This window comes from Nocardia aurantia (assembly GCF_009604425.1).
In the GTDB taxonomy this organism is placed as follows: domain Bacteria; phylum Actinomycetota; class Actinomycetes; order Mycobacteriales; family Mycobacteriaceae; genus Nocardia; species Nocardia aurantia.
In genome coordinates, this window is record NZ_WEGI01000001.1 from 73,123 (window position 1) to 96,730 (window position 23,608).

At 70.6% G+C, this 23,608-nt stretch carries 22 protein-coding genes; 10 read left to right on the forward strand and 12 right to left on the reverse strand.

All coding sequences use genetic code 11. The annotated features are described in order from the left end of the window. Window positions 1-128: 128 nt before the first annotated feature. Genes ispF through carD form a run of 3 tightly spaced genes read right to left on the reverse strand, consistent with a single transcriptional unit; the run spans window position 129 to window position 1,851 of the window. Entirely contained in the window at window positions 129-611 is a 483-nt protein-coding gene (ispF, locus tag NRB56_RS00355; RefSeq protein WP_153338945.1) for a 2-C-methyl-D-erythritol 2,4-cyclodiphosphate synthase, read from the reverse strand. A gap of 26 nt (window positions 612-637) precedes the next feature. Continuing rightward, window positions 638-1,360: a 2-C-methyl-D-erythritol 4-phosphate cytidylyltransferase gene (gene ispD, locus NRB56_RS00360; protein ID WP_319942357.1), complete on the reverse strand. Its 723-nt coding sequence runs from the start codon at window positions 1,358-1,360 to the stop codon at window positions 638-640. 2 nt (window positions 1,361-1,362) lie between these two features. Continuing rightward, a complete protein-coding gene (gene carD, locus NRB56_RS00365) occupies window positions 1,363-1,851 on the reverse strand; it encodes an RNA polymerase-binding transcription factor CarD (RefSeq protein ID WP_019931623.1) in 489 nt (162 codons plus the stop codon). A gap of 269 nt (window positions 1,852-2,120) precedes the next feature. On the opposite strand from carD, the gene NRB56_RS00370 reads away from it, so the two are divergent. Beyond that, window positions 2,121-2,795 carry a copper chaperone PCu(A)C gene (locus NRB56_RS00370; protein ID WP_319942358.1) on the forward strand — a complete coding sequence of 225 codons (675 nt, stop codon included), beginning with the start codon at window positions 2,121-2,123 and terminating at the stop codon, window positions 2,793-2,795. Window positions 2,796-2,889: 94 nt separating this feature from the next. Continuing rightward, the gene (gene radA / locus NRB56_RS00375; RefSeq protein WP_319942359.1) at window positions 2,890-4,296 is read left to right on the forward strand and encodes a DNA repair protein RadA; all 1,407 of its coding nucleotides are present in this window, start codon (window positions 2,890-2,892) and stop codon (window positions 4,294-4,296) included. Window positions 4,297-4,301: 5 nt separating this feature from the next. Here the strand turns inward: radA and NRB56_RS00380 are convergent, their stop codons facing one another. Both NRB56_RS00380 and NRB56_RS00385 read right to left on the reverse strand, forming a co-directional pair. Beyond that, window positions 4,302-4,988, reverse strand: coding sequence for a hypothetical protein (locus NRB56_RS00380; RefSeq protein WP_319942360.1), 687 nt, complete (start codon window positions 4,986-4,988; stop codon window positions 4,302-4,304). 122 nt (window positions 4,989-5,110) lie between these two features. Further along, a complete protein-coding gene (locus NRB56_RS00385; protein WP_153338505.1) occupies window positions 5,111-5,734 on the reverse strand; it encodes a carbonic anhydrase in 624 nt (207 codons plus the stop codon). 177 nt (window positions 5,735-5,911) lie between these two features. On the opposite strand from NRB56_RS00385, the gene NRB56_RS00390 reads away from it, so the two are divergent. Beyond that, window positions 5,912-6,808: an HhH-GPD family protein gene (locus tag NRB56_RS00390; RefSeq protein ID WP_153338506.1), complete on the forward strand. Its 897-nt coding sequence runs from the start codon at window positions 5,912-5,914 to the stop codon at window positions 6,806-6,808. Window positions 6,809-7,189: 381 nt separating this feature from the next. Here the strand turns inward: NRB56_RS00390 and NRB56_RS00395 are convergent, their stop codons facing one another. The 5 genes from NRB56_RS00395 to kstR form a co-directional block, all read right to left on the reverse strand. Then, complete coding sequence (locus NRB56_RS00395) at window positions 7,190-8,068, reverse strand: metal ABC transporter permease (protein ID WP_319942361.1); 879 nt, start codon at window positions 8,066-8,068, stop codon at window positions 7,190-7,192. After that, window positions 8,065-8,901: a metal ABC transporter ATP-binding protein gene (locus NRB56_RS38570; protein ID WP_227837093.1), complete on the reverse strand. Its 837-nt coding sequence runs from the start codon at window positions 8,899-8,901 to the stop codon at window positions 8,065-8,067. The genes NRB56_RS00395 and NRB56_RS38570 overlap by 4 nt, the downstream gene beginning before the upstream one ends. A gap of 500 nt (window positions 8,902-9,401) precedes the next feature. Further along, complete coding sequence (locus NRB56_RS00405) at window positions 9,402-10,295, reverse strand: metal ABC transporter solute-binding protein, Zn/Mn family (RefSeq protein ID WP_319942362.1); 894 nt, start codon at window positions 10,293-10,295, stop codon at window positions 9,402-9,404. Between the two features lie 190 nt (window positions 10,296-10,485). After that, window positions 10,486-13,056, reverse strand: a complete 2,571-nt coding sequence (otsB, locus tag NRB56_RS00410; protein WP_319942363.1) for a trehalose-phosphatase — start codon at window positions 13,054-13,056, stop codon at window positions 10,486-10,488. Window positions 13,057-13,249: 193 nt separating this feature from the next. Next, window positions 13,250-13,906, reverse strand: coding sequence for a cholesterol catabolism transcriptional regulator KstR (gene kstR / locus NRB56_RS00415; RefSeq protein ID WP_153338509.1), 657 nt, complete (start codon window positions 13,904-13,906; stop codon window positions 13,250-13,252). A gap of 173 nt (window positions 13,907-14,079) precedes the next feature. On the opposite strand from kstR, the gene NRB56_RS00420 reads away from it, so the two are divergent. Genes NRB56_RS00420 through NRB56_RS00445 form a run of 6 tightly spaced genes read left to right on the forward strand, consistent with a single transcriptional unit; the run spans window position 14,080 to window position 21,063 of the window. Then, window positions 14,080-16,260, forward strand: a complete 2,181-nt coding sequence (locus tag NRB56_RS00420; RefSeq protein WP_406603424.1) for an acyl-CoA dehydrogenase family protein — start codon at window positions 14,080-14,082, stop codon at window positions 16,258-16,260. Window positions 16,261-16,289: 29 nt separating this feature from the next. Beyond that, on the forward strand, window positions 16,290-17,351 hold the full coding sequence (locus NRB56_RS00425; RefSeq protein WP_153338511.1) for an acyl-CoA dehydrogenase family protein: 1,062 nt from the start codon (window positions 16,290-16,292) through the stop codon (window positions 17,349-17,351). Then, window positions 17,342-18,511: an acyl-CoA dehydrogenase family protein gene (locus NRB56_RS00430; RefSeq protein ID WP_153338512.1), complete on the forward strand. Its 1,170-nt coding sequence runs from the start codon at window positions 17,342-17,344 to the stop codon at window positions 18,509-18,511. The genes NRB56_RS00425 and NRB56_RS00430 overlap by 10 nt, the downstream gene beginning before the upstream one ends. A 37-nt stretch (window positions 18,512-18,548) precedes the next feature. Beyond that, a complete protein-coding gene (locus NRB56_RS00435; RefSeq protein WP_153338949.1) occupies window positions 18,549-19,481 on the forward strand; it encodes a bifunctional MaoC family dehydratase N-terminal/OB-fold nucleic acid binding domain-containing protein in 933 nt (310 codons plus the stop codon). Then, on the forward strand, window positions 19,478-19,894 hold the full coding sequence (locus NRB56_RS00440; protein WP_153338513.1) for a MaoC family dehydratase: 417 nt from the start codon (window positions 19,478-19,480) through the stop codon (window positions 19,892-19,894). Before NRB56_RS00435 ends, NRB56_RS00440 begins: the two co-directional genes overlap by 4 nt. Further along, window positions 19,891-21,063 carry a lipid-transfer protein gene (locus NRB56_RS00445; RefSeq protein WP_153338514.1) on the forward strand — a complete coding sequence of 391 codons (1,173 nt, stop codon included), beginning with the start codon at window positions 19,891-19,893 and terminating at the stop codon, window positions 21,061-21,063. Before NRB56_RS00440 ends, NRB56_RS00445 begins: the two co-directional genes overlap by 4 nt. 31 nt (window positions 21,064-21,094) lie before the next feature. On the opposite strand, the gene NRB56_RS00450 is transcribed toward NRB56_RS00445, so the two are convergent. Both NRB56_RS00450 and NRB56_RS00455 read right to left on the reverse strand, forming a co-directional pair. Further along, window positions 21,095-21,304: a hypothetical protein gene (locus NRB56_RS00450; protein WP_153338515.1), complete on the reverse strand. Its 210-nt coding sequence runs from the start codon at window positions 21,302-21,304 to the stop codon at window positions 21,095-21,097. A gap of 551 nt (window positions 21,305-21,855) precedes the next feature. Further along, the gene (locus tag NRB56_RS00455) at window positions 21,856-22,101 is read right to left on the reverse strand and encodes a hypothetical protein (protein WP_153338516.1); all 246 of its coding nucleotides are present in this window, start codon (window positions 22,099-22,101) and stop codon (window positions 21,856-21,858) included. Between the two features lie 506 nt (window positions 22,102-22,607). On the opposite strand from NRB56_RS00455, the gene NRB56_RS00460 reads away from it, so the two are divergent. Beyond that, window positions 22,608-23,540, forward strand: coding sequence for a DUF4129 domain-containing protein (locus tag NRB56_RS00460; RefSeq protein ID WP_319942364.1), 933 nt, complete (start codon window positions 22,608-22,610; stop codon window positions 23,538-23,540). The last annotated feature ends 68 nt before the right edge of the window (window positions 23,541-23,608 follow it).

The following is a 23,608-nucleotide window of genomic DNA, read 5'->3' on the forward strand; positions in this document are numbered from 1 at the left end:
GGTTTTTCCAAGAGAACCGGTGGAGGGGTTTTGTCAAGTATCGCGAAGGCGCCGTTGCCGGCGCCGCGGCGGGGGCGGCCGGAAGCGGGCCGCGAACACCATCGGCAGCGCGGCGCGCCCCTTCGGAACTACGCTCGCGCCGCCTGGCTACAGCGATACAGCAGCGCGGTGGCGATCGCCGCCACACCCTCGCCGCGACCCGTCAGACCGAGGCCGTCGGTGGTGGTCCCGGACACCGAGACCGGTGCGCCCAGCAGTTCGCCGAGCACCCGCTGCGCCTCGGCGCGGCGCGGGCCGATCTTCGGCCGATTCCCGATGACCTGGACGGCCGCGTTGACGACCGAGAACCCGGACTCACCGAGCAGTCGCACAACCTCTTTCAGCATGGCCGCGCCGGATACGCCGGCCCATTCCGGCCGGCCCACACCGAACACCGCGCCGACATCGCCGAGTCCGGCGGCCGAGAGCAGCGCGTCGCAGAGCGCGTGCGCGGCCACGTCGCCGTCGGAGTGTCCGGCGCAGCCGTCGGCGTCGTCGAACAGCAGGCCCGCCATCCAGCAGGGCCGGCCGGACTCGACGGGATGCACGTCGGTGCCGAGCCCGACCCGCATGTCCGGGGCGGTGTTCGCGGGGGAGTTCACCGGACCACCGCCTCGGGGCCGGCGCACAGGGTGCGGGCCAGATGCAGATCCAGCGGTGTGGTGATCTTGAAGGCCCGGGCGTCGCCGGCGATCACGCGGACCGGGACGCCGAGCAGCTCGACCAGTCCGGCGTCGTCGGTAATCGTGGGACGGTCGTTATCTTCGCCGGGCGTGTCGAGCAGGGCGTGTGCCTTCCGCAGCAGCCCGACCTCGAAGCCCTGCGGGGTCTGGACCGCGCGCAACAGGGTGCGATCGGGGGTGCCGGTCACCGCACCGGCCGGATCGATCGACTTGATCGTGTCGGTCACCGGCAGGCCGGGCACGACCGCGGGATGACCGGCGCGTAGCTCGGCCACCACCCGGGCGGTCAGATCCGGCGGCGTCAGGGCGCGGGCGGCGTCGTGTACCAGCACGTGGGTGGCCTCGGGCGCGGCGGCGAGGCCGGCGCGGACCGAGTCGGTGCGCTCGGCACCGCCGGCCACCACGCTGATCGGCACCGCACCGACCGGGACCAGGGCACGAGTGGTATCGATGAGGTCGGCGGGCACCATGATCACGATGTGGTCGACGACCCCGGACGCGATCAAACCGTCTGTTGCGAGGGCGAGCATGGTACTGCCGCCGATCTCGACGAACGCCTTGGGCAGCCCTTCGCCCAAACGCACGCCTCGACCGGCGGCAGGTACCAACGCCACGACACGAACGTGTGGCGTGTTCACGATCAGGAGGCCGCGGCGAGAACCTCGTCGAGCAGGGTCTCGGCCTTCACGTCGTCGGTTCCCTCGGCGAGCGCGAGCTCACCGACGAGAATCTGACGGGCCTTGGCCAGCATCCGCTTCTCACCGGCGGACAGGCCGCGGTCCTGCTCACGGCGCCAGAGGTCGCGAACGACCTCCGCCACCTTGTTGACATCGCCCGAAGCGAGCTTCTCGAGGTTGGCTTTGTAGCGGCGAGACCAGTTCGTGGGCTCTTCGGTGTGCGGAGCGCGCAGCACCTGGAAAACCCGATCGAGACCTTCCTGACCGACGACGTCGCGGACGCCGACGTACTCCGCGTTCTCGGCGGGAACGCGCACAGTAAGGTCGCCTTGTGCAACCTTCAGGACCAGATACTCTTTCTGCACACCCTTGATGGTGCGAGTCTCGATAGCTTCGATCAGCGCCGCTCCGTGGTGGGGGTAAACGACGGTGTCTCCGACCTTAAAAATCATGTGTCCCGTGCCCCTTTCGATGCTCACAGTTTAACATGCGACTCGGTAACGGCGCGATCAACGACGCAGGTCAGGGCCACAACAGCAGGGCCCTGGGGGTTGACAGAACGGGCGTCGTGTGCATCTCGTTGTGCGAGAAAGGGTTACGGGCGAGTAGGAGTGACGCGCAACACTGCCCGGGGTCGGCGCGGCGGGTGGGGACAGGACTACTACGCTCCCTACTACTACTCTCCATCGTGGAGTGAGCCGGTCGACATGGAGGACATCCCGTGACTGCCCTGAAAGCCACCACCGCTGTTGCCGCACTCGCCGCCGGTGCGGCGCTCGTGTTGTCGGGTTGCGGCGCCGGTCAGCTCTCGCAGACGGCGTCCCAGGTCGCCGCCGTCAACGGCAACAGCGCGAACGTGGGCAAGGTCTCGTTGCGCAATGTCCGAATCCTGCTGCCCGCCGCGGAGGATTACACGAACGCCAAGGGCGGCAAGGCGGTTCTCGCCTTCAGCGCGATCAACGGCGGGGCGGCCGCCCCCGACGAGCTCACCAGCATCACCACCGACCTCGGCGCGGTGCGCATCTCCCCGGCCGCCCCCGAACTGCCGCCACTGCAGACCCTCGTCGCCGCGGGCCCGCAGGCCGGCCACGCCGCGACCCCGGCCGCGAGCTCCAGCGCCCCGGCCACCCCGACCGCCGGCGCCGCGGCGAGCAGCACCCCGGCTACCGCCTCGAGTACCCCGGCCGGCAGCGGCGCGGCCGCGGCGGGCAAGCCGTCCGCCGAGCCGAACACCGAGAACAAGACGGTCCTGGTCGAGATCACCGGCCTCACCAAGGACATCACCCCCGGCCTGACCTACCCGGTCACCTTCAACTTCAAGGACAACGGCACGGTCCTGGTGAACGTTCCGGTCGACGCCGGATCGAACAGCGAGCAGGCCGCCGAACACCACTGAGCGGCGCTTTCCGGCCCCGCACCGATCGGCGCTCCCGACGAGCGCCGGGCGGCGGGAGCCGAATCTGTCGGATCCACCGCCTAGGCTGCCTGCCGTGGCCAAGGTGAAATCGCTGTTCCGGTGTTCCGCGTGCAGTCACGAGGTTGCCAAATGGGTGGGCAGATGTCCCGCGTGCGGGGCGTGGGGGGCCATCGAGGAGTCCGCGGCGGCGCCCTCGACCCCGGCGGGTGCGCCCGCGGGCAGGCGTGCGCTGCTGCCGTCCACCGCGGCCGCCCCGCTGTCGATGATCGATTCCCAGCACACCCGGGCGCGTCCGACCGGTGTCTCCGAACTCGACCGGGTGCTCGGCGGCGGCATCGTGGCCGGTTCGGTGGTGCTGCTGTCCGGTGAGCCCGGGGTGGGCAAGTCGACGCTGCTGCTCGAGGTGGCCCATCAGTGGGCCCGCCGGCACGACGAGCGCGCGCTGTACGTGACGGCCGAGGAATCGGCCGGTCAGGTGCGGCTGCGCGCCGACCGCACCGGGGCCGTGCACGAGCGGGTCTACCTCGCCGCCGAATCCGATCTCGCCACCGTGCTCGGGCATGTCGAGCAGGTACGGCCGACGCTGCTGGTGGTCGACTCGGTGCAGACCATGCTGGCCGCCGACGCGGACGGGGTGATCGGCGGTGTCACCCAGGTGCGCACGGTCACCGCGGCGCTCACCTCGCTGGCCAAGGCCAGCGGTATCGCCGTGCTGCTGGTCGGCCACGTCACCAAGGACGGCAACGTCGCGGGCCCGCGCACGCTGGAGCACCTCGTCGACGTGGTGTTGCAGTTCGAGGGCGACAAACACTCCACGCTGCGCATGGTCCGCGGCGTGAAGAACCGGTTCGGCAGCGCCGACGAGGTCGGCTGCTTCGAACTGCACGAGGACGGCATCGTCTGCGTCTCCGATCCGTCCGGCCTGTTCCTGCACCACCGCACCGGCACTGTGCCCGGCACTGCCGTCACCGTCGCGATGGACGGCAAACGGCCGCTGCTCGGCGAGGTACAGGGCCTCACGGTGCACACCCAGGTGCCCGCGCCCCGGCGCGCGGTGTCCGGCCTGGACTACAACCGGGTGTCGATGGTGCTGGCCGTGCTCCAGAGTCGCTGCGGCGTCTACCTCGGCAAACACGACGTCTACGCGGCCACGGTCGGCGGTATGCGGCTGACCGAACCGTCCGCCGACCTGGCGGTCGCGCTCGCCATCACCAGCGCGGTGCGCGACGCGCCGCTGCGCGAGGGCATGGTCATCCTCGGCGAGGTCGGCCTGGCCGGTGAGGTGCGGCCGGTCACCGGGTTGCGGCGGCGGCTGGCCGAGGCCGAACGGCTCGGTTTCACCGAGGCGCTGGTACCGCCGGGTCTCGACCGGACGGGTCTGTCGATCACCGTCCGGGAGGCCGTGAGCGTGCGGTCCGCACTGGCCCTCAGCGGCCTGCCGAAGCGGTCCGCCGAATCGTATGTGGAGGCCGTCGACTAGCGGCCTCAGGCGATGTTGAAGGTCTCCGGAGCGCTGCGGATCGAGCCGAACTGCGCCACCACGGCGTAGGCGCCCGGCGGCACCGGCACGCGCTGCCCGGCGCAGCTGGGCTGCGAGGTCGTGCCCGACCAGGTCAGAGTGAAGGCGGCCTGCTGACCGGCGGCCAGCGCCCGCACATCGGCCGGTCCGCCGGTGTCGCAGTCGGTGTTCGACCACAGCCGATGCTGGCCGTCCAGCGACTGCACCGACACCTGCTGCAGTCCGGATCCGACGTCGCGCTGGCAGGAGGCGGTCGAGATGTTGGTGATGACGATGCCGAACACCGGCTGCTCACCCGGCTTGTAGGTGGGCCGCCCGACGCTGAGCTTCACCGCCAGCGACTGGTCGGCGCAGGAGGCCGGCGAACCGCTGGCGAGCACGTTGGTGGTCGCCGCGGCCGCCTTCGAGACACTGGGATCGGCGGTGCCGGGGGGTGTTTCGGCGGCCGCCGCGGTCGTGGAACCGGTGACCTTGGCCGCTGTCGCGGTGCTGGAGGTCGCGGCCCGGGGCGCCTTCTTACCGGGGGTGCCGCCACGCACCACCGTGAACGCCAGCCAGATCGCCAGTGCGAGGGCCAGTACCAGCGCGGCGATGGCGAGCAGGCGGCGGCGCCAGTAGATCTCCGGCGGCAGCGGTCCATTCGGTTCCAGCACGCAACAAAGGTAAGGGCAGCACCGAGCCCGCCCGGTTCACGTATCCGGCGTGTCGGGTGGTCGCGGTGGCGCCGACCAGTGCGTTGCGGCCGAGCGGCGGCGGAGCCGCCCGGCCGGGCCGATCAGACCGTTTCGCCGATGTTGCCGACCACCCGGTGCAGTTGCACCCGGCCGTCGGTCAGCTTGTAGGTGACGCACGCGATGGCGCATTCGCCGGTGGCGACCCGCTGCGAGATGGTCATCGACCGCTGCATCAGCAGGCGGCTGGTCTCCACCACGTGCCGTGCCTCCAGCTCGTCGACCTCGGACAGGCCCTCGCGCCGGCCGATCAGGATCGACGGGGTGACCCGCTCCACGAGACTGCGGATGAACCCGCCGGGCACGTCGCCGCCGTCGAGCGCGTCGATGGTGGCGCGCACCGCACCGCAGCTGTCGTGGCCGAGCACCACGATCAGCGGCACGTGCAGCACCTCGACGCCGTACTCGATGGAACCGAGCACCGAGGAGTCGATCACGTGACCGGCGGTGCGGACCACGAACATGTCGCCGAGTCCCTGGTCGAAGATGATCTCGGCCGCTACCCGGGAGTCGCCGCATCCGAACAGGATCGCGGAGGGCTGCTGTCCGCCGACCAACTTGGCTCGATCGGCCGCCCCTTGGCTGGGATGCTGGAGGGTGCCGTTCACGAACCTTTCGTTGCCCTCGCGGAGGGCCTTCCAGGCACTGATCGGGTTCGAATGAGGCATGCGTCCCATTTTCCATACGCTGCGGCCTACCGGCCAGTCACCCAAGTTACGGTCCCGCAACCGAGCACTCACGCCACGCCCGGGCCGCGGGGTGCGTTCGGCCCGGCACCGCCGCCGGTCGGCCGCGGGACATGCGGGAGAATCGGCCCGGTATCCGGGCCGGATCGCGCGGCCTGAATGTTCCGCACGACACAGGATGGTGGGCCCGCGTTGGATTCGGACGTCTTGATCGACTGGTATCGGGAGACCGCGCGCGATCTCCCGTGGCGCCGGCCCGGTGTCACGGCGTGGCAGATCCTGATGAGCGAGATCATGCTGCAGCAGACCCCGGTGGTCCGGGTGGAGCCGATCTGGCGGGAATGGGTCGCCCGGTGGCCGGTGCCGTCGGCGATGGCCGCCGCGGCGCCGGGCGAGGTGCTGCGGGCCTGGGGAAAGCTGGGATATCCGCGCCGCGCGCTGCGCCTGCACGAATGCGCGCGGGTGCTCGCCACCGAACACGGCGACGAGGTGCCCGACGATGTGGACGTCCTGCTGGGCCTGCCCGGGATCGGCGCCTACACCGCGCGGGCCGTCGCCTGTTTCGCCTACGGACAGCGAGTTCCGGTGGTGGACACCAACGTTCGCCGGGTGGTCGCCCGCGCGGTGCACGGCCGCGCCGAGGCGGGCAACCCCTCCAGCCGGGACCTGGCCGAGACCGAGGCCCTGCTGCCGATCCGGATCGATCGCGCCGCCACTTTCTCCGCGGCCCTGATGGAACTCGGCGCGACCGTCTGCACGGCCCGCACCCCGTCCTGCGACGGCTGTCCGCTGCCCAGTTGCGCCTGGGTGACCGCCGGCCGCCCGGTCTCCGAGGTGGTCCGCCGCGTCCAGAAGTACGAGGGCACCGACCGCCAGGCCCGCGGCCGCCTGCTGGACGTCCTGCGCGCCGCCTCCGGCCCGGTCGAACAGGTCGCCCTCGACCTGGCCTGGACGCACGACCCCGGCCAGCGCACCCGCGCTCTGGACTCACTCCTGGTCGACGGCTTGATCGAGCAGACCCCCAACGGCCTGTTCGCCCTGGCAGGGGAGGGCTAGCGCCGCCCACCGCAACCGCGGCGATCGCCCGGTTCGGCTCGTATGCTCACCGAATCCGTGCCATCGCCCGCCGAACATTCGCGGTGACACGGCCTTCGGCGCGAGGACGGATATCCTGCGGTCGCCGGTCGCGAGTCGCCGATCACCTGCCCACCGGCCGGACGTCACCGATCATGGTCGCGCCGTGGGCCGGATATGAGTGCACTGTGCTTCACACCGCAGACCGGGTGGTCGAGCGACTGCACGATCGAGACTCGGCCGATTGCCGTATGTGCCGGGTCGCCAGGTCGTTTCGCGAGCGGTACTTCTCGGAACCGCAGCGACGAGTTGAAGTGACGCGTGCTGCGCCCGGAGGGCCATGGTGAGTGAACGAATCGCGGCTCAGGCGGGGACGAGGGTTCGCCGGCGGTTCCGGCTGCGGGTGCCGACCAGGCGGCAGATCAGGTAGATCGTGAACGAGATCGCCGTGATGAATGTGGATACCGGGACGCCGGGGGCCAGCGAGAGCAGGATGCCGCCGACGGCGGCGACCTCCGCGAACATCACGGCCAGCAGGGTGGCGCGCGCCGGGCTCGCTGTGATCCGGGCGGCGGCCGCGGCCGGGGTGATCAGCAGCGACAGGACCAGCAGCGCGCCGACGATCTGCACCCCGAACGCCGCGGTGACGCCGAGCAGCACCGCGAACACCACCGACAGCGCCCGCACCGGAACACCGCGGGCGATCGCCACTTCGGGATCGGTGCTGGCGAACAACAATGGGCGGTAGACGACCGCCAGCACCAGCAGCACGCCCACGGTGCACGCGGCCAAGAGCCCGAGCCCGCCGTTGCCGACGCTCACCACCTGGCCGGTCAGCAGCGAGAACTTCGAACCAGCCCGGCTCGGGCCGAGCCACAGGAACAGCACCGACAGGCCGAGCCCGAACGAGAGCACGACCGCGATCACCGAATCCCGTTCGCGCACTCTGGTACCCAGCAGGCCGAACAACACCGCGGCCACCACCGATCCGGCGATGGCCCCCACACCCACGCCGATCCCGGCCAGCAACGCCGCCGCCGCGCCCGTCAGCGACAGTTCGCTGGTGCCGTGCACCGCGAACGACATCTGCCGGCTGACGATCAGCGGCCCGATCATCCCGGCCAGCAGCCCCAGCAGCGCCGCCGCCAGCACCGCCTGCTGGACGAAGTCGTAGGACAACAGATCCGCGGTGGTGTGGAAGTCGAACATCTCGGTGACGACCTCGGCGAGTTTGCCGCTCACGCATGCCCCCCGATCGCGTCGAAGGAATCACCGGTGCCGACGACGACCAGCCGATCCCGCACCCGCAGCACATCCACCTCGGTGCCGTAGAGCTCCGACAACACCTCCGAGGTCATCACCTCGTCCGGCGTGCCGATCCGGAACCGGCCGTCCACCAGATACAGCACCCGATCCACCAGCGGCAGAATCGGATTGATCTCATGGGTGACGAACAGTACCGCGGTGCCGTGGATCCGGCGCCGGTGATCGATGAGCTGCGCGACCAGGCGCTGATTGGCCAGATCGAGGCTCAGCAACGGTTCGTCGCACAGCAGTACCCGCGGATCCCCGACCAGCGCCTGGGCCACCCGCAGCCGCTGCTGTTCCCCGCCCGACATGGCGTCCAACGGCGAATCCGCGTAGTGCGCGGCCCCGACCTGCTCGACGGCCGCCGCGACCAGACGCCGCCGCCGCTTGCGATCGCGCAGCCCGAATCCCCACCGGTGGCCGTCCACCCCGAGCCCGACCAGGTCCACCCCGCGCAGCTGCACCCCCGACTCGAACGACTTCTGTTGCGGCACATAGCCGATATGCGGATTGCCCAGTCGCGCGGGCATTCCCGCGATCTCGACCGCACCGGCGCTCGGCGCGACCTGCCCCAGCAACATGCGCAGCAACGACGTCTTACCGGAACCGTTGGGCCCCAGCACCGCGATGAACTCGCCGGGCGCGACGTCGAGATCGAGCCCCTGCCACACCGTCCGCGTACCGTACGCCAGCCGCGCGCCCCGCAACCGGATTGCCGGTGCCTGAGCGGTTTCCGTCGCCGTGCCGACTCCGGCCGCCGCCGCCAGCGGATCGCCGCCGCTGGAGTCGTTGTCCGAGAACGTCTCCCGCTGAACCGGCGAAAGGCGCGTGGCGGAATGCGGCACCGGATGTTCGCAACCCAACGGACATTCGATCGAGAGATCCGGCGGCACCTCGGTGCCGATTGTGCGCGGATCCGAGTGCGGCCCCGGGGTTTCCGTTCGTACCGGGATCCCGTCCGGCCGCGACCGGAGCTCTCCGGGCTCGTCCGGGTGCGCTCGGGCCACGCCGCGCCCATCGGCGGGCGGCGTGGTCGCGCCGAAGGTGTTCGGCGGCAACGAGTCTGCGCCGGGCCGCGCCGCGAGCGCCTCCGGCCCGGTCCGTCGAGCGACCGGGAGGGAATCGCCGGACGACGTACCATCCGTACGGACCGTGCTGTCGTCGCCGAGGAGTTCCGGCGCGTCGTCGCCGAGAGATGACGTGTGTGGACGGCTATCGGTGTGCGTGGTCCGGTACATCGCTCGATCCGATCGGTTCTGCTCGGCGGTCAGCCGAGCGCGGTGGCCAGGGCCTGGGCGTTGCGGGTCTGCCATTGCAGGTAGTCGAGCCCCTGCGGCAGGGTTTCGGCGACCTCGATCACCGGTATGCCCGCACTCTTCGCGGTCGCGGCGACCTCCTTCGTGGTCTTGTCCTCGGTCTGGACGTTGTAGAGCAGGGCGCGAACCTGTTTGCCGCGCAACAGGTCCCGGACGGCGGCGAGGTCGGCGGGCGCGGGGTCGGTGCCCTGCTCGACGGCCTCGGCGAAGGCATGCGGGGTGCGGTCGTCGGCGTCGGCCGCCAGCAGCAGATAGTGGCCGATCGGCTCGGTCTGCAGCACCGGGGCCTTGGGATGGGCGGCGGCGATCCGCGCGGTCACGGCCGCGATGCCCTGCAACGAGTTGTGGAAGGCGGTGGCCCGATCGGTGTACGCCCGGGCGTGTTCCGGATCCAGTTGCCCGAGTTCGGCGGCGATCCGGGCGGCGACCGCGTCGACGGTCGGCAGGTCGTACCAGATGTGCTCGTTGTCGTCCTGCTTCGCACGGTCCGCCCGCAACTCGAAGGCGTCGACGGTGGGTTTGCCACGCCCGGCGGCGGCCTTCTCCGCGAACTCGTCGTAATGACCGCCGTTCACCACGACCAGCGCCGCGTCCCGGATCCGGGCGGCGTCCTGCGGGGTGGTCTGGTATTCGTGCGGGTCCTGGCTCGGATCGTCGATGAGCGAGACCACCCGGACGTCGGGTCCCGCGATCGCCCCGGCGATGCTGCCCCACACATCGGTGGAGGCGACGACGGTGAGTCCGCCCTGGTCCGAGCCGGAGTTGCCGCATGCGGTGAGGGTCGCCGCGAGCGCGGCCGTCCCGAGGGCGACGACGGCGAGTCTGCGGACGAATCTGCTGGTCACGCGGCGGTACTCCTGGCATTACAGAAAACGGAAACGATTTCCATTTGAATGTAGCGCACGTGTCCAGGTCCGGCGGTACGGACTGTCCCTTTCGGGTTGTGTGTTACGACTCAGCAGGTCGGACCCTGGATATGCCACGGGCCCGCGACCGGCGAGGTACGCCGGGCACGGGCCCGAGTGCGGGAACCGATCAGGCCAGGGCTGCTACCGGCTGACTCAGCAACTGCGCGCAGCGCAGCAAACCGAGGTGGCTGTACGCCTGGGGATGGTTGCCCAGCGATCGCTCGGCGATCGGGTCGTACTCCTCGCTGAGCAGGCCGGTGGGGCCCGCCACATCCACGAGCTGGGCGAACAGCGCCTCCGCGTCCGATCGTTTGCCGATCAGCAGGTAGGCCTCCACCAGCCAGGCCGCGCACAGGTGGAAGCCGCCCTCGCCGCCGGGCAGCCCGTCGTCGTGGTGGTAGCGGTACACGGTCGACCCGCTGCGCAGTTCCGCCTCGGTGGCGACCACCGTGGCGGCGAATCGCGGGTCGGACGGGTCGATCAGGCCGCTCAGCCCGATGTGCAGGGTGGCCGCGTCGAGGTCGGGCCCGTCGTAGGCGGCGGTGTAGGACTGCACCTGGTCGTTCCAGCCCTTCGCCTTCACCTCCTCGGAGATGACGTCGCGCAGCGGTGCCCACGCCGGGTCGGCCGGCCGGCCGAACTTGTCCGCCAGCTTCAGCGCGCGGTCCACGGTCAACCAGCCCATGACCTTGGAGTACACGTGATGACGCGGGGCGCCGCGGATCTCCCAGATGCCGTGATCGGGTTCGCTCCAGCGTCGCTGCACCGCGGACACCATGGCGCGCACCAACTCCCAGTCCCGGTCGGACAGCGCCTCGCCGGGTTCGGTGCCGCCGTGCTTCTCCCGGGCCTCGGCCATGGCCGCGATCAGGTCCACGATCGGGCCGAACACGTCGAGCTGGACCTGCATGTTGGCGGCGTTGCCGACGCGGACCGGCCGCGATCCGGCGTAGCCGGGCAGCTGGTCGAGCACGGCCTCGGGCGGCAGCGTCTCGCCGTACAGCGTGTACAGCGGGTGCAGGCGCTCCGGACCGGCCAGCGTCTCCAGCACGCGGTGCACCCAATTCAGGTACTCCTCGGCCTCGGACAGGGAGCCGAGGGTCACCAGCGCGTGCGCGGTGAGCGCGGCGTCGCGCAGCCAGCAGTAGCGGTAGTCCCAGTTGCGCACGCCGCCGATGTCCTCGGGCAGCGAGGTGGTGGCGGCGGCCATGATCGAGCCGGAGGGCGCGTGCACCAGGCCGCGCAGCGTCAGCGCGGACCGCTTCATCAGGTCCGGCTTCAGCGGCGGCAGCTCCAGCCGATCGGCCCATTCACGCCAGTAGCGCTCGGCGAGTCGGCGGCGTTCCGCCTCGGCGATCATGGTCGGCGCCAGATCGGAGGTGCCGCAGCGCATTTCGAGTACCACGGGCCCCCGGGACGGATCCACGACCGCCCGGGCGGTCTGGTGGATACCCTCCTCGAGGATCTCCCACTGCACGCCCGGGGAGCGCAGCACGATCGGGTCGTTGGTGCCGTGCACCCGCAACCCGGCCGGTTCGCGTTCCAGCATGACCGGCACCTGGCCGAATTCGGGCCGCGGCGCGAAGGTCACCACCGCCTTGGCGTCACCGGCGATGACCCGGGTGAGGTCGGTGCGCTCCGAGGGCACGTCGTGCGGCAGATAGTCGATGACTTGCAGGCTGGCCCAGCGGGTTTCGACGGTCATGGTGCCGTCGACGTAGCGCTGCGACAGCGGCAGGCCCGGCCGTTCCGGGGCCACCGTGAAGTGCCCGGCCTCCGGGCCGCCGAGTAGGTGCGCGAACACCGCGGCGGAATCCGGCTCGGGATGGCACAGCCAGGTGACCGTGCCGTCCGGGGTGACCAGGGCCTTGGAGCGCGGGGCCGCCAGCATGGTCAGCCGCTCGATCCGGGGCGCGGAGGCGCCGGCCAGCCAGGTGCGCCGCTCCTCGACCAGGAACGCCAGGGCCCTGGCGACCTCCTCGGTGCTGGTCACCCGGTATTTGGCGAGGCTCGAGCCGTCGCCGACCTTGATGCCGACGTCGGGACCCGAAAGCCGGGAGAAGGCCTTCTCGTCGGTGACGTCGTCGCCGAAGAAGACCGCCGCGGAGGCGCCTTCCTGATGCCGGATGATGTCCAGCGCGGCGCCCTTGTCGGTCTGCACGACCGCGAGTTCGATGACGGCCTTGCCCTCCGTCACCTGAACGCCCACCCAGCTGGCCGGGCCCTGGAGAGCCTGCTGGAGGGCGCGCCGCCCGACCTCGGCCGCGGCATTGCGCACGTGGAGGGCGACGCTGGCGGGTTTGACCTCCACCGCCGCGCCGGGATTGCTCTCGGCGATGCGGGTCAGTGCCGTCTGCACCTCGCGCAGCAGCTGTTTCGCGTCGTTGTCGATGGCATGCACGAAGCCGACATCGAACTCCGAGCCGTGGCTGCCGATCAGCTGTACCTCGACCGGTAAGCGCGAGAGCGCCGCCAGATCGCGTAAGGCTCTGCCGGAGATGACGGCTGCGGTGGTACCGGTCAGACCGGCGAGCGCACGCAGGGCGCTGACCGATTCTCGATGTGGATAGGCCTTCGTCGGATCGGACACGATCGGTGCGATCGTTCCGTCGTAGTCCGACGCGACCAGTAACCGTGGCATGCGGGCTACAGCAGCCAACGCACGCCGAAGTTCCTGTGGCAGATCCTGTGCGCTCACGCATCCAACCTCGTGATCGGAGGAGATTTTTCAGGGCGCGAGAAACTCTACTGGGTAGGGTTTGCTCGCGTGTTCGCGCAGTGATACGTAGCGTTTACGTTTACCTCGCTGCGCGCATCCCCGATTGTGCGGCCTCTTGTCGTACGTTAGCTGGCTTGCCACGCCAGAGCATCGGCAAACTTTTACCGACGGGTCAGGACTTGTCGCCGAGCAGCAGGTCGATGGTGAGTTCCAGCCGTTCGGTGACATCGGTCGCAGAGGCGCGCCGGGTGAGCCACGCCACCAGGTTCGACAGCCACACGTCGCTGATGACCCGGGCGATCGCGAGGTCGCGGTCCGTGGGCTCGCCCTCGTTCATGGCACGGGCGAAGAAGCGGTCCATCACCCGGCCGACCCGATCGACCTCGGCCGCGGCGGAGGCGTCGGCGAACATGAATGCGCGCGTCATGGCCTCGGTGAGCAGCGGGTCGCGCTGCATGGCGCGGGTGACCTGGGTCAGCAGGGTGTGCATCCGCTCGCGCGCGCTCTGCCCGGGCAGCGGTTTGCGTTTGCTGTCGAACTGCTCGAATTCCCGCGCCAGGGCGGACACCAGCAGGTGCACCTTGGAGGGGAAGTACCGGTAGAGGGTGCCGACGGCCACGTCGGCTCGCTCGGCGACCGCTCGCATCTGCACGGCGTCGTAGCCGCCCTTGGAGGCCAGCGCGAGCGTGGCGTCCAGGATTCGCTTGCGGCGGTCTCGTTGTGCGGTCGAGCTGAGGTCGTCCTCGCTGAGTGTCGTCACCGGGGTGACGCGCGGCCGGGATCCCTGCGCACCCGTCTCGGTCGCCGGCTCTCGGGAGGGACTGGCCATCGGTGAAAGTCCTTTCCTGCACAGGTCGTTCGAAGGGGACGGCCCGCGGGTGGGCGGGCTCGGTCGCCCGACTGCGCTGTCGGTGTGCCGTCCGGCGGCGCTTGACTTCCGCCCGACGGGGATATTAGAACATGTTCTAGGTGTGGGAGTCACGCCGGAAAGGCGGGATGGATGTGACCATCGCCACCACTGACGAGCATAAAGCCGTGCAGGAGTCGATGCGCGGGTGGGCCGCTTCGGTGCGGCCGATTGCAACCATGCGTGACCGGCACGACGGCGACGGCGACTATTGGCGGTCCTTCTGGCCCGGATTGGTGGGACTCGGCGTCTTCCGGGTCGCGGAGCCCGAGGCCGCCGGTGGCGCAGGTGGTTCCGTCGGCGATCTGGCCGTCCTGCTGGAACAGGCCGCCCACGATCTGGTCGGCGGTCCGGTGCTGTCCACCGCGCTCGCCGGGCTGGTCGCCGGCGCTGCCCTGGACGAGGACATCCCCTGCGGCGTGGCCCTCGGCGAAGCGGTTGCGCTGCCGGGGGATCCGGCCGGGTCCGCCGAACTCACCGGCTCCTGGGACACCGTGCTCGGTGCGGCGGCGGGCACGGCCGTGCTGCTGCCCGTCACGCGCGGCGACCGGCGGCAGTGGGCGCTGATCCCGCCGGACACCGCCGGGGTCGGCATCGATCCGTTGCCGTCCTCGGATCCGAGCCTGCCGCTGGCGCGGGTGCGCTGCGAGGGCGTGGCCGTACCGGCACGGCGACTCTTCGAACCCGACTGCGCGGTACCGGATCTGGTGGCCACCCTGGTGGCCGCCGAACTGGCCGGGATCGCCGGCTGGTGCCTGGACACCGCCGTCGAATACGCGAAGGTGCGCGAGCAGTTCGGCCGCCGGATCGGCGAATTCCAAGCGGTGAAGCACATCTGCGCCTGGATGCTGTGCCGGACCGAGCTGATCCGCGCGGTCGCCGCCGATGCCGCGAACGCGGTGGACCAGGGCGGCCGGGAGCTGGCCCTCGCCGCGGCCATCGCGCTGAGCATCGCGCTGGACGCGGCGGTGGAGACGGCCAAGGACGCGATCCAGGTGCTCGGCGGGATCGGATTCACCTGGGAGCACGACGCGCACTTCTACCTGCGCCGGGCGAGCGCGTTGCGGCAACTGCTCGGCGGTTCGGCGGCGCAACGGCTGCGGGTCGCCGAACTGGCCCGGCAGGGCGGCCGGCGCACGATCGGACTCGATCTCGGCGGTGAGGCCGGCGCGAACGGCTGGGCGGCAGTCGGACTGGATCCGGCCGCGGCCGCAGATCTCTCCGCCGAGGTGGATCGGATCGCGGGCCTGCCGGCGGACGAGCGGCGAAATGCACTGGTGGACAGCGGCCTGCTGTCCCCGCACTGGCCGCCGCCGTACGGCCGGGGCGCGGGCCCGCTGCTGCGCGCGCTGATCGACGAGCGGGTCCGCGGGGCCGGTATCGAGGTGCCGGACCTGACCATCGGCAACTGGGCGGTGCCCACGCTGCTGCAACACGGCACCCCCGGGCAGATCGAGCGCTTCGTGGAACCGACCCTGCGCGGAGATGTGTTCTGGTGTCAGCTGTTCAGCGAGCCGGGCGCGGGTTCGGACCTGGCGGCGCTGCGCACCTCCGCCACCCGGGTGGACGGCGGCTGGCGGCTACAGGGGCAGAAGGTGTGGACCTCGCTGGCGAACATCGCCAACTGGGGCATCTGCCTGGCCCGTACCGATCCGGGCAGCGCGGCCTCGCAGCGCGAGAAGCACCGGGGCATCAGCTATTTCCTGGTCGACATGAGCAGTCCAGGCCTCGAGGTGCGGCCACTGGTGACCATCACCGGCGAGGCGCGGTTCAACGAGGTCTTCCTCGACGATGTCTTCGTGCCGGACGACTGTCTGGTGGGCGAGCTCGGCGCCGGGTGGAAGATCGCCCGCTCGACGCTCTCCTCTGAACGGGTGGCCATGGGCGGCAACGGCATCGGTGACGCACTCGAGTCACTGATCGCTTCCGCGCCGCGCACCGGCGCGGGCTCGGAGCTGATCGCGGATCGGCTCGGCGGCCTGATCGCCGACGCGATCGCCGGGCTGCTGCTGGAAATCCGTGCCGCACAGCGGATGCTGGCAGGTGCCGATCCCGGCCCGCAGAGCAGCGTCCGCAAGCTGGTCGGCGTGCGGCACCGGCAGGCGGTCGCGGAATTCGCCGTCGAGCTCGCGGGGGTGGCGGGGGCGCTCGAATCCGAAGCGGTGCAGGAATTCCTGCTCACTCGCTGTCTGTCGATCGCGGGGGGTACCGAGCAGATTCTGTTGACTGTGGCCGCCGAACGGATTCTCGGGCTGCCGCGCGAGTCGCATCACTAGAGTCCCGCATCTGAAACCTGGAGCACCGCATGGACTTCACCACCGACGACAGCCAGGACGCGGTCGCCGAGGTCGTCGTGAGCTTGCTGGAGCGCAACAGCGAACGCGATATCTCGTTGTGGCCCAAGCTGGTCGACAGCGGACTGCCCGCAGTCGCCCTGCCCGAACGGTACGGCGGCGACGAGATGGGGCTTCCCGAGATCTCCGTCTTACTGACCGAACTGGCCACCGACGCGGTCGCCACCCCCGCGCTGTCCACCTTCGGCTTCGGAGTGCTCCCGCTGCTCGGCAACCTCCCGGACGACTTGGCGGACAAGATCTTCCCCGCCGTAGCCGGCGGCGCCGTGCTGACCGCGGCGCTGCACGAACCGGGTTCGCCGTTCGCGACGAGCCCGGCCACCACCGCGACGTCGCGCGGCGGCGAGATGCTGATCTCCGGCCACAAGGTCGGCGTGCCCTATGCCGAGCAGGCGGCCTGGATCCTGGTGCCCACGGACGCCGGGGTCGCGGTCGTGGATGCCGCCGCTCCCGGCCTGGACCGCCGGGCGAGCCCCACTTCGACCGGTGCGGCGGAATATTCGCTGCGATTGGACGAGGTGGCGATCCCGGCCGGGCATCTGCTGTCCGGTACCGCGCCGACGGATCTGCATCGCTGCGCACTGGCCTGTCTGGGCTCGGTGGCCGACGGGCTGCTCACCGGCGCACTGAAACTCACCACCGAGCACGTGCGCACCCGGCACCAGTTCGGCCGGCCGCTGGCCGAATTCCAGGCGGTGGCACAGGAGATCGGCGACATCTACGTGACCTCGCGCACCCTGCACGCGGCGGCGCTGGCCGCCAACTGGGCGCTGGCCGAACTGCGCCGCGGCGACGGCGATCCCGATCGGGTCGACGACGATCTCGACGTGCTGGCCTACTGCATCGCCGCGGAACTGCCGCCGGCGATGCAGATGTGCCATCACCTGCACGGCGGCATCGGGGTCGACGTGACCCACCCACTGCACCGCTACTACTCACAGGCCAAGGACATCACCCGCTGGCTCGGCGGGGAATCGTTGCGACTGGACCGGCTGGGGGCGAGATGTTCATAGATCTGACCACCGAACAGCGCGCGTTGCGCGACGAATTGCGTTCGTATTTCACGACTCTGGTGACCGCCGAGGAGGCGGCCGAGATGTCGGTGAACCGGCACGGCGACGCCTATCGGGCCGTGGTGCGCCGGATGGGCCGCGACGGCCGTTTGGGTGTCGGCTGGCCGAAGGAGTTCGGCGGCCAGGGTTTCGGCCCGGTCGAACAGCAGATCTTCTACAACGAGGCGGTGCGCGCGGACGTGCCGCTGCCGCTGGTGACGCTGCTGACCGTCGGCCCGACGCTGCAGCAGTTCGGTACCGAGGAACAGAAGCGCCGCTTCCTGCCCGGCATCCTGGCCGGCGAGATCCATTTCGCCATCGGCTATTCCGAGCCCGAGGCGGGCACCGATCTGGCGGCCCTGCGCACCGGCGCGGTGCGCGACAGCGGCGGTGACTGGATCGTCAACGGGCAGAAGATCTTCACCACCGGCGGGCACGAGGCCGATTTCGTCTGGCTGGCCTGCCGGACCGGATCGGTCCAGTCGCGGCACCGCGGCATCACGATCCTGATCGTGGACACCACCGATCCCGGTTACTCGTGGACGCCGATCATCACCTGCGACGGCGCCCATCACACCAACGCCACCTACTTCGACAACGTGCGCGTGCCCGCCGACATGCTCGTCGGCGAGGTGGACCGGGGCTGGAAGCTGATCACCACCCAGCTCAACCACGAACGCATCGGCCTGGGCCCGTCCGGCAAGATCGAACAGCTCTACGAGCGGGTGCACACCTGGGTGCGGGCGCACGATCTGCTCGGCGAGGACGATGTGCGGCGGCTGCTCGGCCGGCTGCACGCCACGGCCCGGCTGAACGAACTGCTGAACTGGCAGGTGGCCGCGAATGCTGTACAGGGCGAGGCGGATTCGGCGCAGGTGATCGCCGACGCGTCGGCGACCAAGGTGTTCTCCACCGAGCATCTGCAGGAAGCGGGCCGGTTGGCCGAGGAGATCGTCGGCCGCTACGGCGATCCGGCCGATCCCGACACCGCCGAACTGCTGGTCTGGCTGGACCGGCGCACCAAACAGAACCTGGTGGTGACCTTCGGCGGCGGCGTCAACGAGATCATGCGCGAACTGATCGCCACCGCGGGCCTGAAACTGCCACGGGTGCCGAGATAGCCGTGGATCGAGACAGGAGTTGCTCGTGCCGGACACGATGAAGGCCGCGGAGATCACCGCGGCGGGCGAGCGGATCAGGGAGGCGGGGGAGTGCGCGCCGCGCACCGCCCGCGACCCGGTCAACCAGCCGATGATCAACAACTGGGTCGAGGCGATCGGCGACGGCAATCCGATCTACGTGGACGAGCGGGCCGCGCGCGCCGCCGGACATCCCGGCATCGTCGCGCCGCCGGCGATGGCCCAGGTGTGGACCATGTTCGGCCTGCACGGGGTGCGCCCGGCCGACGATCCGCTCGGCCGCATCACCGAGCTGCTCGACGCCGCCGGCTACACCTCGGTGGTGGCCACCAACTGCGAGCAGACCTATCACCGGTATCTGCGAGTGGGCGAACAGGTCACGGTCCGCAGCCGGCTCGACGACCTGTTCGGCCCGAAGCGGACCGGCCTCGGCGAGGGCTGGTTCGCCACCGTGCACACGAGCTGGTACGTCGGCGACGAGCTGGTCACCGAGATGCTGTTCCGTATCCTGAAATTCGCGCCCGGCACCGCGAAACCGGCCTCGCCGCAGGATGATCCGAGCAAACGGGCCCGCCCCGCCGTTTCCCGGGACACGGAGTTCTTCTGGGCCGGAACGAAGCTCGGCGAACTACGCGTCCAGCAGCTGCCCGACGGCAGCCTGCGGCACCCGCCGGTGCCCGCGCTGTGGCAGGACCCCGCCGCGACGCCGGAGTACCGGGTCGTCTCCGGCCGCGGCACCGTGTTCAGCTACGTCGTCCACCACGCGCCGAAGGTGCCGGGCCGCGCGCTCCCGTACGTGGTGGCCCTGGTGGAACTCGCCGAAGGCGTGCGAATGCTGGGTGAACTGCGCGGCGTCACACCGGATTCGGTCCGGGTCGGCATGCCGGTCGAGGTGGCCTTCGAGGCGCTCGACGACGACATCACCCTGCCCTACTGGAAGGTGCGCCCATGACCGCCTCGCTGCGGCCGGGAACGGTGCCCGTCGGCACCGTCCTGCCCGAACTCGTCATCCCCGTCGACGCCACCTTCGTGATCAGCACCGCACTGGCGACCCGGGACTTCCAGGACGTGCACCACGACCGCGACAAGGCGGTGGCGCGCGGCTCGAAGGACATCTTCGTGAACATCCTCGCCGACACCGGGCTCGTACAGCGGTACGTCACCGACTGGGCCGGCCCCCGGGCGATCGTCAGATCGCTGGCGCTGCGCCTCGGCGTGCCCCTCTACGCCGGTGACACCCTCACCCTGACCGGCACGGTGACCGCCGTCGAGGGCGAACTGATCCACCTCGAGGTCGTCGGCCGCGACAGCCTCGGTGACCACATCCAGGCGCAGGCCGTGATCGCGTTGCCGGAGGAGAAATGAGCGGGTTGAGCGGACAGGCCGCCATCGTCGGCATCGGCGCCACCGATTTCTCGAAGGATTCCGGCCGCAGCGAGCTGCGGCTGGCCGCCGAGGCGGTCACCGCCGCCCTGGCCGACGCCGGGCTGACCCCCGCCGACGTGGACGGCCTCACCACCTTCACCATGGACAACAACCTGCAGGTGGCCGTCGCCCGCGCGATCGGCATTCCGCAGCTCACGTTCTTCAGCAACATCCCCTACGGCGGCGGCGCGGCCTGCGCGACCGTGCAACAGGCCGCGATGGCGGTGGCGACCGGGGTCGCCGACGTGGTGGTGGCGTACCGGGCCTTCAACGAACGATCCGGGCACCGGTTCGGCCAGTTCGCCACCCATCTGGCCGCCGCGCCGACCTCCTCGGGCGTGGACGCCGCCTGGGCCTACCCCCAGGGTTTGGGCACACCGGCCGCCCAGGTGGCGATGGTGGCGCGGCGCTACATGCACGTGTACGGCGCCACCAGTGCGGATTTCGGCCGGGTGGCGGTCGCCGATCGTAAACACGCGGCGGTGAATCCGGCCGCGCACTTCTACGGCAAGCCGATCACGTTGGAGCAGCACCAGAATTCCCGCTGGATCGCCGAGCCGCTGCATCTGCTGGACTGCTGCCAGGAGACCGACGGCGGGGTCGCGCTCGTGATCACGAGCGCGGAACGGGCCCGCGATCTGCCGCGCCGCCCGGCCGTGATCGCCGCGGCCGCACAGGGTTCCGGCGCCGATCAATATGTGATGACCAGCTACTACCGCGACGCCATGACCGGCCTGCCCGAGATGAACGTGGTCGGCGACCAGTTGTGGGCCCAGAGCGGGCTGCGGCCGGAGGACATGCAGGCAGCGATCCTCTACGACCACTTCACGCCGTTCGTGCTGATGCAGCTGGAGGAATTGGGATTCTGCGGTCGCGGCGACGCCCGGGATTTCATCGCCGACGGCGCCATCGAGATCGGCGGACGGCTACCGCTGAACACACACGGCGGCCAGCTCGGCGAGGCGTACATCCACGGCATGAACGGCATCGCCGAGGGGGTGCGCCAGATCCGCGGCGACTCCGTCAATCAGGTCGAGGGCCTGCGCAACATCGTCGTGACCGCGGGCACGGGCGTACCGACGTCCGGGCTGGTGTTGTCCGCCGGGTAACCCGCGGCCGACCGGCCCGAACGCCGATGTGTTACAGGCCGAGTCGGCGAGCCAGCTCGGCGTCGATGTCCTCGGCGCTGAGCGGCCGGGTGGCGGGCAGGCCCGCGACGGCCGGTTTCCCTTGCGCGACAGGCCCGGTCAGCAGCAGCTCGATCTGCTGGGAAAGGGTCAGCCCGTGGGCTGCAGCCAGCCGGTGCAGCCTGTCACGGGTGGTCTCGGGAACCTTGATGGTGACAGTCATGCCGCCAGTATGCCGGATTCACCTGTGCCGCAGTTGAGTACCCACCGCTGTTGTGAGCTGTTCGATACGGTACCGTTCGCCACGCCCGCCTTCGCGCGGGAGCCGGGGGCGGGTGATGACGCCCACCCGCCCGGTCCGGCCACCCCGGCGGCCCGGCCGCAAACCGTCCGTCGGGCAAGAACTTTCGCCCGGCGTTCGCGATCCGGCGAACGCCCTGAGCGAGGTGCCCGCGGTGGCCGCACACCTCCCCGGCGAGGGCTCCGTCACACCGATCCGCGACCGGCGTGGCGAGGTTCGCGTCGAATTCGCCGGACCTGGAGAATGCGGGCGGCATCGGCCCGCGCGCCACCGAACCCGCCACCGGCCCGAGCGCCGCACCGGAGTTCGGCTACCCGGCCCGAGTGGCCCGCGCGGCCTGGCCGACGCGAGGCCGCGCGCCTCCGGTGACGGCTGTGCGGTCCCGTGTGGCGTCCGGCGAGCGGGCCGGGCCGCCGTCCGGGAACGGGTATCGGGCCCGTTCGGGCATCGCGCCAGGTCGGACGCGGGTTCGCTCAGGGCAGGGAGAGTTCGCGCTCCCCTTCGCCGGTCGCGGCGACTGGGATCGAGGGCGGGTGACAGGAGGCGGACGGCGACTGGGCGGAGAAGGTCTCGATGAGGCAGCCGAGGTTGATCTGACCGCTGAGGGACGAGGGCCCGCTCAGCGACGAACTGCCGGAATCGGCGACCGCCGCCGGGGCGCTGATCAAAACTGTTGCGGCACAGATCATTCCGGCCACGGAAAAGGTGCGAACGAACATGCTGTCGATCATCGCAGACCGCGCCGGTCCGGGAGAGCCGCCGAACGCCCCCAATTCCTGTGCCGGACTTTCCCGGGCCCGAATACCGATGTGCGCCCGGTGCGCCGATTCCGGAGCGGGTCCCGCTGTGCGGCGGGCCCGATATCCCGCCCGCTCGCCCGAGGGTGCCGGAAATCAGGATGTCTGCGAATCACGCGGACGGCCGAATGGCCCGGCCGGCCAATTCGGCGGCGCGGACGGAAATGCGGCCGGCGCGTTTTCCATTTCGGGGAGCCGGACCGCGCCCGGTGCCGGAGCGGGGGTGAACCCGCCGGTCCCCGGCCCGGCCGGGAAACCCGCGGGTGGCACATTTGTGGAGCTTCACAGTCCCGGGCGTTCCCGGCCAGTGCGGAAAGAATTCGAACGACAGTCCGGGTAGAACGTGTCTCCATTTTCCCGTTACCGGTGGTTCCGGCGTGTCACGATGTGGCTGTTTACCGATGTACCGCTGATATAGGGAGAGTTTCGTGGGCGGAGCGCGCCTCGTGGTGTCGCGCGCGGCCGGGCTGCTGACACTGGTCGCGCTCGTCGTGGTCGCGCTGCGCGGATTCGTGCCCGGAACCGGTGGGCCACGGGTGGGTTCGCCGCCGTCGATGGTCGGCTTCGCGCTGATGCCGGTGCTGTCGCTGGTATCCGTTGTGATCCTGCTGGCGGGGGTGCTGACCAGCGAGCACCGGCTACCCCTCGCGATGCCGGTGCAGCAGCGCCGCGACGACCCGATCCGGTGGCGGCGCGCCGGGACGGCGCTGCTCGTGCTGGTCGCGTTCGTCGCGATGACGGGCGCCGCGGCCTGGGCCGCCGCCGTGCTGCACGGTCACCGTGGCGACACCGCCCGTCCCGCAACGCCTTCGACGGCCGCCGCGCCGGACACCGCGGCGCCCCCGGCGACACCGCTGCCGTTCTCCGGCACCCCGCGCGCCGACGACCGGGCGCTGGTCTGGATCGGCGTGACGGCGGCCGTGCTGATCGGGGTGGCGCTGGTCGGCCTCGTCGCGGTCGCGTCCGGCACCCGGCAGCGGGTCGAGGCCCACACCACGGCGGCGCTGCCGGACCGCGGCGAACCCGAGGTATCCCTCGTCCAGGTCGCGGAGCTGGGATTGGCGGCCATCCTCGCCTCGGGCGATCAGGACGCGCGCACCGCGATCATCGCCTGCTACGGCGCGATGGAAAGCGGTCTGGCGCAGGCCCGCGGAGTGGCTCCGCTGATCTCCGACACCCCCTCCGAGGTGCTGGCCCGCGCCTTCGACCGCGGCGCCCTGCGCGACGCGTCCGCGCGCGAACTGGTGACCCTGTTCGAGGAGGCCCGCTTCAGCCCGCACGCGATGCTGGAATGGCAACGGCTGCTTGCGGAACAACTGCTGCGCATCGTGCTGCGCGACCTGCGGGCGGACCCGGCATGAGCGCGCCGAAGGCGACCGATGCAGGCACGGCGGACAGTCGCTGCCCGAGCCCGGGGAAGGGCGATGCG